10 protein-coding genes and 1 pseudogene are annotated in these 12,791 nt (G+C 45.0%); 4 read left to right on the top strand and 7 right to left on the bottom strand.

Annotated features, from left to right (window positions below; translation table 11 throughout):
- Positions 1-157: 157 nt before the first annotated feature.
- From JUE95_RS05820 to JUE95_RS05810, 3 genes are all read right to left on the bottom strand, one after another.
- On the bottom strand, positions 158-853 hold the full coding sequence (locus tag JUE95_RS05820; protein ID WP_203649895.1) for an SGNH/GDSL hydrolase family protein: 696 nt from the start codon (positions 851-853) through the stop codon (positions 158-160).
- Between the two features lie 197 nt (positions 854-1,050).
- The gene (locus tag JUE95_RS05815; protein WP_203649894.1) at positions 1,051-1,332 is read right to left on the bottom strand and encodes a hypothetical protein; all 282 of its coding nucleotides are present in this window, start codon (positions 1,330-1,332) and stop codon (positions 1,051-1,053) included.
- Between the two features lie 193 nt (positions 1,333-1,525).
- On the bottom strand, positions 1,526-2,569 hold the full coding sequence (locus tag JUE95_RS05810; protein WP_203649893.1) for a lactonase family protein: 1,044 nt from the start codon (positions 2,567-2,569) through the stop codon (positions 1,526-1,528).
- Between the two features lie 178 nt (positions 2,570-2,747).
- On the opposite strand from JUE95_RS05810, the gene JUE95_RS05805 reads away from it, so the two are divergent.
- From JUE95_RS05805 to JUE95_RS05795, 3 genes are all read left to right on the top strand, one after another.
- On the top strand, positions 2,748-3,137 hold the full coding sequence (locus JUE95_RS05805; protein WP_203649892.1) for a hypothetical protein: 390 nt from the start codon (positions 2,748-2,750) through the stop codon (positions 3,135-3,137).
- An 80-nt stretch (positions 3,138-3,217) separates the two neighbouring features.
- On the top strand, positions 3,218-3,682 hold the full coding sequence (locus tag JUE95_RS05800; protein ID WP_203649891.1) for a Fur family transcriptional regulator: 465 nt from the start codon (positions 3,218-3,220) through the stop codon (positions 3,680-3,682).
- A gap of 280 nt (positions 3,683-3,962) precedes the next feature.
- On the top strand, positions 3,963-4,964 hold the full coding sequence (locus JUE95_RS05795; RefSeq protein ID WP_203649889.1) for a peptidoglycan recognition protein family protein: 1,002 nt from the start codon (positions 3,963-3,965) through the stop codon (positions 4,962-4,964).
- 602 nt (positions 4,965-5,566) lie between these two features.
- Here JUE95_RS05795 and JUE95_RS05790 read toward each other — a convergent pair.
- Together JUE95_RS05790 and JUE95_RS05785 are read right to left on the bottom strand one after the other, a co-directional pair.
- The gene (locus tag JUE95_RS05790; RefSeq protein ID WP_203649887.1) at positions 5,567-6,334 is read right to left on the bottom strand and encodes a YibE/F family protein; all 768 of its coding nucleotides are present in this window, start codon (positions 6,332-6,334) and stop codon (positions 5,567-5,569) included.
- Entirely contained in the window at positions 6,313-7,449 is a 1,137-nt protein-coding gene (locus JUE95_RS05785; protein ID WP_203649885.1) for a YibE/F family protein, read from the bottom strand. The genes JUE95_RS05790 and JUE95_RS05785 overlap by 22 nt, the downstream gene beginning before the upstream one ends.
- A gap of 525 nt (positions 7,450-7,974) precedes the next feature.
- Between JUE95_RS05785 and JUE95_RS05780 the strand changes: the two are divergent.
- A pseudogene (locus JUE95_RS05780) lies at positions 7,975-9,107 on the top strand (RNA-guided endonuclease TnpB family protein).
- 124 nt (positions 9,108-9,231) lie between these two features.
- Here JUE95_RS05780 and JUE95_RS05775 read toward each other — a convergent pair.
- Positions 9,232-11,034 (bottom strand): ABC transporter ATP-binding protein, encoded by a 1,803-nt coding sequence (locus JUE95_RS05775; protein ID WP_203649883.1) that lies wholly within the window; start codon positions 11,032-11,034, stop codon positions 9,232-9,234.
- Positions 11,027-12,763: an ABC transporter ATP-binding protein gene (locus tag JUE95_RS05770; RefSeq protein ID WP_203649881.1), complete on the bottom strand. Its 1,737-nt coding sequence runs from the start codon at positions 12,761-12,763 to the stop codon at positions 11,027-11,029. Before JUE95_RS05770 ends, JUE95_RS05775 begins: the two co-directional genes overlap by 8 nt.
- Between the last annotated feature and the right edge of the window lie 28 nt (positions 12,764-12,791).

Raw genomic sequence — 12,791 nt, 5'->3', positions numbered from 1 at the left:
AAATTCGCTTTAGTTCATTACTAAAATATAGCCTTAACCTGTTCCACAACTCAGATTCCGGCCATATAACACCACAAGACGCCATCCCGATAAAGTACATCGGAATGACGTCTTGTGGTGTTATATTCTGGAATCTACCGAGTTGTGTCACAGCCTCCTAATTTGCCATCGTCCTGGCCAATAAACCAACGTACGCGGTGGCACCTTTAGTTTGTAAATGTACTTGATCAGAAGCAAACCACTCCGGCTCATCCTGACTAAAACGATACCAGTTCACCACGTGCACGTTACGGTGAGCTTTAGCCGTTGATGCAATCAGTTGATTAGTCTGGGCTTCCCATTTTTGCGTCGGGACATGGGTGTTGATCCAGTATACCTGTCGTTTTTGACCAACCACTTTCAAGAATCGCGAAACATCCGATTTCTCTGGTGGCCCATTGGTGCCAAGATTAACCACGACGTTATCAGCCAGCTTATTTTCGGCCTTTAAAGTTTGAGCGATACTAGGTAAATCATAAAATTGCCTCCCCACAGCCCCATTAACTAGAACATGCGGAAAAACTTGTTTCATTTCCGGTGCAATATCAACCATCACCGAGTCGCCAATTGCCGTTATCTTGGCGGTACGTGCTTGGACTGTTGCTTTAGGGCTTAAGTGATACTTCTTGGCGACCTTTTTCTCACTTGCCGTCAACTTGATTGGTTTTGGCTTAGTAACCGCCGGATGACTGAATAGGTCGGTAATTGGCTTGTAAACAACCGTGCCACCGCCGACTAATAAAATCAAAATAAGAACTAACCAAAAAATTGGCCGTTTCAAAATGGGCTTCTTTGGTGCAGCATGTCGTCTCATGGCAATCGTCCCTCTCTTTCCCTCCTTTACATTTTACCATCCCTGTAGCCGATGAGAGAGATTCTTCAGATCAACCAGCAATAGTCCGGCCGCTTGATAGAGGCCATGACTTTATCTGGCAAAATAAAATGGCTATTCCTAAGAATAGTCATTTTTTAAACTGTTATATTTCTGTGTCATTAATGTACGCGTTTAATTTAAATTCCCAAAACCAGTTTTAAGTACCCTGCAACTAACGTTAAACCAATTAGCCACAAGTCAAGTTCTTGCAATCCCCGTGCCTGTTTGGTCGTGTCAAAAACAATAAAGTGACCGCTAAAAAGTACCAAACTTGCAAATAACAGAAAAGCAAACAAGATTTCAGAAGTCCCCAGAATCAGGCTGATGAAGGTGACAAAATTTAGGGCCAGAATCAGGACTCTTCCCCATGTTACCTCTCGTCCCATAGCCACCAGCTGCAAATTAATTCGATTCATCATGTCTAACTCACTCCAATCTTTTTAGTTTTCTAACCAAGGACATTGTAACGCTTCCAATGCCGTTTTATAAGCATTTACAAGAGCTTTTAGCAAGTTCTAATACAGCCAAAAAGCCCGTGTCGTAAAGTTGATAGACACGGGCTTTTGAAAATGAGAGTGCTTAGATAAATCTTATTTATCCACTGTTATTTACTTATTTTACAGGAGCAACACAAACGCCTTCTGGCACCTTGAAGTCCTTTTGAACCATAGTCAATTTACCAGTATTAGCATCACGGCTGTATAACGTTGCGTTATCCGTATTTTGGTTAACCAGGATAATGAAACTGTCATCAGCATTGAAGTTGAAGTCACGAGGAAAATCACCTTCGGAGGAGATTTGGTCGATCATTGATAATTCACCATTATCTTCAACTTTGAACGTTGCGATTGAGTTGTAGCCACGGTTAGAAACGTAAACAAATTTATTGTCGCTGGATAACCGAATGGCAGCGGCACCGTTATGCTTCGTCCAGTCGCGTGGAATGGTCTTCAATGCTTCACGTAGCGTAAACTTACCAGCTTGTGCATCGTAGTCCAATACGTCTACGCCACTGCCAAGTTCACCAACTAAGTATGCGACGTTCTTGTCAGTGTTGAAAACGATATGCCGTGGACCAAAGCCAGCAGCACACTTAAACTTAGATTTTTCAGTTAACTTACCGTCATCACTCAAATCGTATAGGTAAACTGTATCTTCACCTAAATCACAGCAAACTAACCGCTTATCTGGGGTTAAATCCGCAATGTGCGGGTGTGGACCGTCTTGCTGCTCAGGTGCTGGGCCAACAGCACCAGTATGCTGAACCGTATCCGTCGTGGTCAACGTACCGTCTGCGTTGATCTTGTACACCGTGATGATACCAGTGTGATAGTTAGCGGTGAAGACCAATTGACGGTCCTCATCAACGGCTACATAGGCTGGGTTGGGTCCTGATGTCAGCGATTTACCCAATTCCTTAAACGGTTTTTCAGCAGCATCAAAGACCTTCAAGCCACCAAGCTTTTTACCATCTGCCGATTCAGCGTCAATGGCATAAACTTTGTGTGTCTTTGATTCAGCCACATAGGTTGGGTTGCCGGCGCGGCCAACCAATTCAAGGTTTTGCAGCTGCTGCTTGTCCGTGTCTAATTGTAATTCATAGACACCCTCACTACTTTTATGCGTATAGGTACCGATTAAAAATGTTTCGATCATGTTCAATCCTCCACCATGCTAAAGATTAAGTTTAACGAATCAATTATAGCACAGGTCTAGTCCGACTCTATAACGGACTACAAGGTTTGTGATAAATTTTACGAGGGCTTAAGGATTACGAATCACCCACATTTTATGTTACACTCATAGGCATCGACTTTTAAAAAGGAAGCATAACATGGCAAAATTTGAACTTTATCACCCCATTTTAACGCCGCATTACCAGCTGAATTGGCTGACACAATTTAAGGTGAAGGATATTAACGCTTTACGTCAGCGAATCAACCCCAGCGAAACAATGATTGAAACTGCCAACTACATTAACCGGGAAATGAGCACCGTAATGAACGATCAGGCACTCACCTGGGGGGTAAGCGATAAACAGCAAGAAGACTTTATTGGCATCGTCAGTTTGGTGCCAGTAAATCATCACTTTGATGAAACTTTGCTTACCATTACGCGGGTAACACAGGATGATCAAACCTTAGTAGACGAAGTTCAAGCCTACATGTCTGAATTCGCTAAGAACGAACTTCAAAGCTCGCATATGACCGTCAGATTAAGGTGAGGTTCTCTGGAATCTTTCTAAAAAAAGTGTTTTAATAAGGGTAGCTGATAATTACTCTAATCTGAAAGGAGAGTCTAATCATGAAAGAACCCGATGATACCTTGAGCACGGCTCTTAAAAAGCTCCGTGAGCAGCACGTCAGAATCACGCCGCAACGTAAACTTATTCTAGACTACTTAATGAATCATGAAAATCACCCGCCAGTTGAAGAAATCTATAAGGAACTGGCACCCAAAATGTCCTCTCTGAGTTTGGCCACTGTTTACAACACACTAAACCTTTTCGTTGAACTAGGAATCGTTATTGAAATTCCGAACGAAAACGGTGGTGTTCGGTACGACTTCTTCGGTCGGCCTCACTACCATGCTATCTGTGAAAACTGTGGTAAAGTCACCGACATTTACGATCCGAATTTGCCTCAAATCGACGGGATGCTGCAAAATACGGCCAAAAAACAATCAGGTTATAGTTTCAATGCCTGTCACATCGAGCTTTACGGCCTTTGCCCTGAATGCCAGGCAAAAGGCGTGACTTTAGCCTCTTAATTAACTCATAACTAAAAAGCAAAGCCGAGTTAACTTTAAATCTAAGTTAATTCGGCTTTTTAACTGGTTTTGATTATGTAACAAAAACCTTTAACTTAAGAGTTTTGTTACCTGTTTTTAACAAGAATGAAAATAAGCCCTCCTTAGCCTACCAAAGCAACGTCTAGGGCTGTAATATTAGGCTTTTATGGTCATTGTTCACTTGTCAATGCCCCTTTTTCTCGGTAGTATGATTTCAGAGAATGAATCGACCGTTCATTAAAAATTTGTTTATAGAGAGATGATTAATGTGAAAAAGTTTTCGTTACTACTTACTGGACTACTGACTTTGTTCACAGTGGGTACTGCTAGTACAACCACTGCACATGCCGCCAGTTCAGCCGTAAATGATTATATTTCGAGTCAAAACATTAAACCTGCAAAGGTTACCAGCAGTATTTGGGGCGGCTTCCCTAAACATGCTTACCGCCACGGTGTTGGTAAACCTGAAGGGGTCGTTATTCACGAAACTGCCAACCCAAGTTCCACAATTTACAACGAAATTGCTTATATGAAAGCTCACTACAACAACGCTTTTGTACATTCATTCGTTGATGCTTCACATATCATTAACATTGCTAACACGAACTACTTAGCTTGGGGTGTTGGTTTCCCAGGCAACTCACGGTTTGTTCAATTTGAACAAGTTGAAGTTCACAGCAAGAGCGCCTTTGCGCACGAAGTTTCTAACGCCGCTTGGTACACCGCTTACCTACTTCATCAATATGGCTTGAAGCCAAACGATGCTGCTTATGATGGCAAGGGTACTGTTTGGTCTCACGGTTCGGTTGCTAAGCACCTTGGCGGGTCTGACCATACTGACCCAGTGGGCTATTACTCAACTACGGGTAAACGGTACTTCGGTCAAGGCTACACCATGGCTGCTTTCTATCAATTAGTACATGCTTACTACTACAGCGATTTTAGCGGCTCGGCTTCAAAACCAAGCAGTTCAGCTTCAGCAAAACCGCTGGACAAGGTCACTTACACTAAGACTACTGCAACGGCTAAGCTTTCTAGCCAGTTTGGTACTTACCGGTTATACAACCACGTTAAGAACGCCTACACCAACATGTCAACGTACAGCTGGTCATCCGTTCAAGCCACTCCTGGCAAAACCATTTACATCAACAACAAGGGTGTAAAGGACAAGGCTGGCACAACGTGGTACCGCTTCACATTCAGTAATGATGCAAACGCCAAGCAGTACTGGGCATACTCTGGTGCACTTGACTTAAACTAATTTAGCTAAATAAAACGGCAACTCCAACTGGAGCTGCCGTTTTTGTTTGGTTCAGCTTACCTGAAAAATGTCATTTCGTTCCGTGAAACAGGCAACTCGTAGTGGGGTCGCTCCGGAACTATTTTTTCGGTAAGCCCACCGAAAAAAGGATTTCCTTCGTCTCCCGTAGTTGTAAGTGAGTAAAAAACACTCACTAACGACTACTCGCACCACGATTTACCTGTTTCACTGCACTGCATTTACCTAGAGCATCTTAACGACGAAACTGACTGGTTGCTGTCGCAAATGGGGCTTCTAACCGCCAAATTCAATTCAAAACTAAAGTAGTTTAGTAACATGGGAGCTGTTGGAGATCCGCCCCTTATGAACAAATCCCTGTTTGAATAAGACGAAAGTTTCGCCCTTTAAATCTGAAAACCGCACCCCTGACCGTTGCGCCAGTGGGTGTTTTTTGATACGTAGATAGCAAATGGCTGCTGATCAAAGGGTTCCACAACTCAGATCCGACCATATAAAACCACAAGACGCCATCCCGATAAAGTGCATCGGAATGGTGTCTTGTGGTTTTATATTCTGGAATCTACCGAGTTGTTCCTCAGCCTTTACTTTAAGAATTTCTTCCTCGCTTGCCGTTCACTGGCAACCATTGCCCAAGTGGTTAACGGAATCGTCGCAATGACGGACATCATTGAAAACAGCACCATTAATACTTCACCAACAAGAATTTTATCATTTAGAATTTCGCCTAGGGAGTAATGCACGCCTGCAAACCAGATAAACAGCGCCAAAAAGCCGCCGAAGAAACCGAAGAACAGCGTATTAAACGTGGTCCCAATGATTTGTGACCCGACCTTAAACCCAGCATTCTGCAGGTTCTTTAGTGTGATCTTTGGGTGCTGTTCCAGGATTTCAGCTAAACCGGCAGCAATCGCGATTGCCGCTTCCGCAATTGCGCCTAAAGTACTTAGAATAGCTGTAGAAATGGCGACGTTTAAATAACTGATGCCTAAAATGGTCGACATCCCTTCAAGATCTTCACTATCTTCTTGACCGAAGCCCTGAATCTGCGCCCAGTGCTCGACCGGAATAATTAATATCACTAATAAGAACAAAACCGCCACGGAAGCGTAAAAAGCTACCATTGTACTACTGGAATCATTGCCACCTAGGAAGATAGTCATCGCTAATACGATCACCCCAGTTACCAAAGTCACCAGTACTGGCGGCAAATGAAAGGCCATCAAAACCATGGCGAAAAACAGTGCCCCAAAGTTAAAAATCAAACTGATCCACGCCTGCAGCCCCTGAGTGCCGCCCACAGCGACCATACAGATCAGCAGTAACAGTCCTAATGCTGTAATCGTCCCCATGACTTATGACCTCCAATCATTAGACTTGTAATGCCGCAGGCAAGTGGAATTGTCAGCACAATACCGATACCGCTAATGAGGCTTTGAACCACGCCCAGTGACATGGTCATATTAAAGGTGTATCCCCATGAATTAGCGTTCTTCAGGAACAGTAATGCCAGCGGTAACGTTTCGGCCACGAAAATGAAAAACAGCACGTTCACTAACGGTCCCATGATTTCGCCGCCAATCTGCCTGCCGGATTTGAAAATCTGCTTAGCAGAAATGTCCGGTTTTTCAGTTTTCAACGCCATTAAAGAAGCAATGATATCGGTTGACTCATCCATTACCGCTCCCAGCGATCCCAGAATCGTTTCGGCTAGAAATAGCGGTCGCGGCAGCTGCGTCACGTACTGCATGGATTCGTAATACACCCCGCGTTCATGGGTTAAAGCAAAGACGATCAGTGCCACGACAATGGACAGTGCTGTCCCACCAATGGTCGCCAGCAGCGTCATTAGCATTTGCCGATTGAAACCAATCACGATCAGCAGTGTCAGCGCCGCAAAAACTATGGCCAGACCACCAAAAATCACTAACACAATGCCACCTTGCGTATTCGTGTTCCAACTGACAGCCAGCCAAAATAACACACCGTTAACGACCACGCTGGCGAGTGCCATAAAACCACTAAACCTCATCATTATTAGTAGTAGGCTAATTGTTAGCCAGACTGTAAACGCCAGTGCCGTATCCCGCTTAAGATTGCTAATGGTTGCGGATAGGCGTCCTTGATGATGGTGCACGGTCAAGAAAACCTTCTGCCCGGTATGATAACCCAGCGTCGTTGCCCCCGACTTTAAAAAGGTATTATCAATTTGCAGATGTTTTCCTTTATTGGGGCCGTTGGTAATTACACCGTGCAACGCCTGTTCTACCTGACGATCCTCATTATTAAACTGGTCGGTCTGCTTATCTGAACTGATTTGCTTAACCGATTGAATCTTTAAGATTGGTGTCTGGTATAATTGATCATCATGAGCAACGCCCAACACTAATAACGCACCCAAAATGACCACTAAGTACGGCCACCAGCGTTGCCAAAATGAGTGTGTGTCTTTTGTGCCATTTATCATTTCACTACCACCTTGTCACAAACTATCATATCATAACCGACGTTACCGAATTAACAGCATTTGCAGATTTAAACTAACCGTTAGTTTTACTTTTTAAAATACTGTTCTTGCAATTGAGTGGGGTTATAGGGTAGAATGGTCGAGTGATTGATTACACCATATTCATAAAGTGAGGGTTAGACATATGAGAAAAGCACATCCACATGGAGTACAAGGTCGCCGTCCAGTGAACCAAAAGAAGGACGCGAAGCGCCAAAAAGAAATTTCAAACTTGCAACAATGGCTTAAGAGCGAAAACAAGAAGTAATTCTTGTTGTTTGCAAGCATTGCGAGTAAAAAAGTCTCATTTAAGCGGCTATGCATGGTCACTTAAATGAGGCTTTTTTAATTTCAGGCAAGGAAACACGTACTTTTAAGGACGTGCTGAATTGCCCTTTTATTGCATTATTTGTTGGTAATACTTTGGGAATATTGTATAATGGGAACGTACGTTTGCTAACAATAAAATCAAAGGACGTTACCGTGATGACGCTAAAAGCCATTAAAACCCGTATCTATCCCACGCTTAAACAGCGAGAGAAGATGGTTACTGCCGTTTCGTTTGGAATCAGTTGCTTGATATGCAGAAGCAGCGCCATGCTAACGGTGGCAGTTACGTTAACGAGTTTGGCATGAACTACCTCATTAAGTGTTTGAAAAAGGAATACCCGTTTCTTAAAGCAGCGGAATCGACTTCATTGCTACATGTGAGTCGTGACTTACATCATGCTTATCAAAAATTGTTTAAGGAATATCGCGGGTTTCCGAAGTTCAAATCTCGTAAGTTTCCCAAACAGAGTTATCAATGTAATGCGGTTAATCACAATATCCAATTGGTTGATCAGCATCACCTTAAGTTGCCCAAGCTGGGATGTCTGAGATTTAAAGCTGGACGACAACCAATTGGCAAGATTAAGAATGTCACGATTCGACGCTCTGCTACTGGCAAGTTCTACGCCGTTATTCTGGTTGATACTGATATTGAGCCATTAAACCGCACTGGTAGGGTCATTGGAATTGATCTGGGTGTTGCTGACCTTATGATCACTTCCGATGGGGTCAAATACCCCACCATCAGATTTGATAAACGGCTCAGTAAAAGAAAACATTACTGGGAAAAACGTCTAGCGAGACGTCGTCAGCAAGCCCAAGCAGCGATTGCCTGGGATCATCACAATAAAGTAATTGAGCCACGCGAGCTGACCGACTTTAAAAATTATCAGAAAGCTAAACACATGGTCGCTAAATATAACGAAAAGATTGCCAATCAACGGGATAACATTCTGCATAACGTTACTAAAGAACTGGTTGAACAATATGACATGATTAAGATTGAAGATTTGAAAGCCAAAAATCTAATGAAAAATCATAAGCTCGCCCGAGCAATTGCTAACCAGTCATGGCGGAAACTTCGTGTCATGCTGGAATATAAGTGTACATGGTATGGTAAACAGTTGGTCACTGTTAACCCGCGCAAAACTTCCCAGCTCTGTTCCAGTTGTGGCTATGATGACGGCAAACACACCTTGGACATTCGCCAGTGGATCTGTCCTAATTGTGGCAGCAATCATGATCGCGATATCAATGCCGCGATGAATATTCTAAAAGCAACAGCATAATAAATGACCAACTGGGCTGGAACAGCCCTTAGTCAATAGCCGTAACCTCTGCACGTCATTCAACGAATGAGGTGTAAGTCAGCAGTGTTCCTAGAAGCCCGTTACCTTAGTGACGAGTAGTTCACTATGCTAAGCCTTGGTAAAGTTCATAGTATCGGCCATGAAGCCGCAGCAACTCCTCGTGGGTCCCCCGTTCAATAATCCGACCGTTGTCGATTACCAAAATTAAATCGGCATTAAACACCGTAGATAGCCGGTGGGCGATGACAAAGGTCGTCCGATTGGCCATCAAATTATCCATGCCGGCCTGAACTAACCGTTCCGTTCGCGTGTCGATGTTTGAAGTAGCCTCATCCAAGATCATAACTGGCGGGTCGACGATGGCTGCCCGCGCAATGGATAGCATCTGGCGCTGACCAGACGACAGTTCTTCACCATCACCGGAAATTTCCGTGTCATATTTCGCCGGTAACTCTTTAATGAAGACATCCGCCCGTGCCAGCTGAGCCGCGGCAATGACCGCAGAATCATCAGCTTCGGGAGCACCGTACCGAATGTTATCTCGGATGGTGCCGGTAAATAAATGTGTATCCTGCAAAACGATTGCCAGTGCCCGGCGCAGATCCGCCTTCTTAATCGTTGTAATATCCACACCATCATACATAATTAGACCACTATCAATATCGTAAAACCGATTCAGCATATTCGTCGTGGTTGTTTTTCCCGCCCCGGTCTCACCGACTAGGGCGATTTTTGCGCCCGCTTTAGCTTCAAACGTCAAATCATGCAACCCTGCGTTGGACTGCGGGTAAGTAAAATTCACGTGAGAAAAGGTAATGTCCCCTTTCACTGGGACCTGTGGCTGTGAAGAATCACCCGGCTGCCAGAACCAGCTTTCACCCTGCCTGACCAAAGTCATTGTCCCCTGGTCATCTTCTGGCTCTTCATCCAGCAGCTGAAAAATCCGACCGGCACCCGCCATGGCCTGCACGATTGAATTTAACTGCTGCGAAATTTGTGCGATTGGCTGACTGAAAGAGCGGCTAAGCTGTAAAAACGCAGCAATCGTCCCAAGCGTAATCAGTGTTGGGTGCATGATCGCTAAGCCGCCGCCTAACACCGCAATTAAGACGTACAGCAGGTTACCCATGTTACCCATAATTGGAAACAGCATAGTGGCAAACCCGTTAGCGTACCGAGCGTCATTGCGCAATGCTTCGTTGTATGTCTCAAACTCTGACTGTACCTGCTTTTCGTGGGAGAACACTTTAATGACCCGTTCGCCATTCAGCATTTCTTCCACGAAGGCGTCCAGTTGTCCCAGAGAAGCCTGCTGGGCTCGGAAATACTTGGCGCTGTGGTGCGTCAGCCAGCGAACAATGACGATACTGGTCGCAAATATTGCCAGCGATACCAGCGTCAGCACCGGGCTCAAAATCAGCATAGCGGCCAGCGCAAAGGTAACGTTAAAAAGCGCCACCACAAACTGGGGAAAACTTTGCGTGATCAGCTGCATCAGAGTATCTACATCGTTGGTGTACCGACTCATCACGTTTCCATAGTCATTTTGATCAAAGTAACGCAGCGGTAGCGTCTGCATTTTTTCAAACATCTGGTCTCGAATGGACTCTTGAATCCGCTGACCGATCACCGCCATGATTTGGGAGTAGATCACAGTGGCAATCACGCCAACGTAGAAAATGACGGCCATCACACCAATCGCATATAACAACGGTTTAAAGTCCGGATTAGTCGCACGGGTCAGCGGCATGATGTAGCGGTCGATCAGCCGCTGGATGAACAGCGATCCCGCCACCCCCGATAAAGCGCTTAAAATGATGGCTATCAGGCTGATACCTAGCCAACCCTTATAATCACTCACAAGCAGACGTAACAAGCGCCAGAGTGTCTTACTTCGTTTATTCATGGATGTCACCCCCGGTCTGCTTCTGCTGTGCCTGATAGAGCTGGCGATACCATTGATTAGATGCTATTAATTCCGCGTGAGTGCCAATTGCTTCAATTCCACCGCGTTTCATAATGATAATCTGATCAGCGTCAATGATACTGCCCACCCGCTGTGTGATCATCAGCTTGGTCACGTTAGGCAAATCACGTTTAAGGGCTTGTCTGATCCGGGCTTCGGTCTGAGTATCAGTGGCACTAGTGGCATTATCCAGAATCAAAATCTTCGGTTGCTTCAATAAGGCTCGGGCAATGGTCAGCCGTTGCCGCTGTCCGCCTGATACGTTTTGACCAGTTTGTTCGATTTTGGTATCTAATCCATCAGGTAAGCTATCCACAAAGCCTTTAGCTTGCGCCTGCTCCAGCACTTGATTCAGCTGTTCATCCGTGGCATCCGGATTGCCCCATTTTAAGTTTTCTCGAATGGTACCAGAGAATAGGATGGTATTTTGCAGCACCATGGCAACCTGATCGCGCAACGTTTTCAAATCGTATTGACGAACGTTTTGACCGCCCACCCGAACCACGCCGCTGGAAACGTCATACAGACGTGGAATCAGTGATACCAGGGTAGTTTTGGACGTTCCGGTTTCGCCGATGATCCCCACCACTGCACCACTATTAACGTGCAAACTCACATCACTTAACTGATCATCATCCGTCCCCGGATAGCTGAAGGTCACGTGTTCAAAGTCAATACTGCCATCTAGCACCTCGGTTTTTGCGTCTGCCAAGGCCACAATGTCTGGTGCTGTTTCTAGCACCTCTACTGCCCGCTCTGCCGAAGCCTGCGATACTGATAACTGGGAAAAAATCATTGCTAGCATATTCAAACTGTACAGAATTGAAATACTATAAGTAAATAAGCTGACGAACTGGCCGATCTCCAACGCCTTGCCAACAATTAACTTCGCGCCCAGCCACGACAGCAGCAACATGGTTGTGCTGATAACAAACTGCATGAGCGGCATGTTAAAGGCAACAATCCGTTGGGCTTTAGAAAAGACTTGGGCGATTTCTTTAGCCGCTTGGCGAAACTTACTGATTTCAGCACCCTGTTGCCCATACGTTTTTACGACTCGAATACCGCGTAAGTTTTCCCTAACAACCCGGTTTAACTTATCGTATTGACGAAATACTTGTCGGAATAACGGCCGCGACTTTTTGACAATCCAGAACAGCCCAATTGCCAGTACCGGTACCACGCAAACGAACAGCCAGCCAGCCTGTTTGCTCACAAGAAACGCCATAATAATTGAAAATAACAGCATGGAAGGCGCCCGGACAGCCACCCGGATCAACATCTGATAGGCCGTTTGAATATTGGTGATATCAGTGGTTAACCGGGTCACTAAACTGGACGTGGCAAAGTGATCCAAATTCTGGAAGGAAAAGGTCTGGATCTGACTAAAAATATCGTGCCGAAGATTCTTGGCAAAACCAGCAGCTGCCTGACTTGAAAACCAGCTGGCGCTAGCACCTAACGTGAGTGAAAGTAATGACATCAATAATAGCAATACCCCGACTCGAACAACGACTGACAGATTGCCGGGACGAATCCCCCGATCAATAATGGCAGCCATCAAAAATGGGATCAGCGTTTCAATCGCTGACTCGGACACCACGATCAACGGTGAAATAATGGTTTGAATGCGGTATTCACGCACCGATTTTAATAACGTGTGCAGCATTGCTTACACACCCCCACGTGTTGAAATT

Source organism: Secundilactobacillus yichangensis (assembly GCF_016861565.1).
GTDB classification, from domain to species: Bacteria; Bacillota; Bacilli; order Lactobacillales; family Lactobacillaceae; genus Secundilactobacillus; species Secundilactobacillus yichangensis.
The sequence above is the reverse complement of the archived record's forward strand: the minus strand, read 5'-3'. Positions and strand labels throughout refer to the sequence as shown.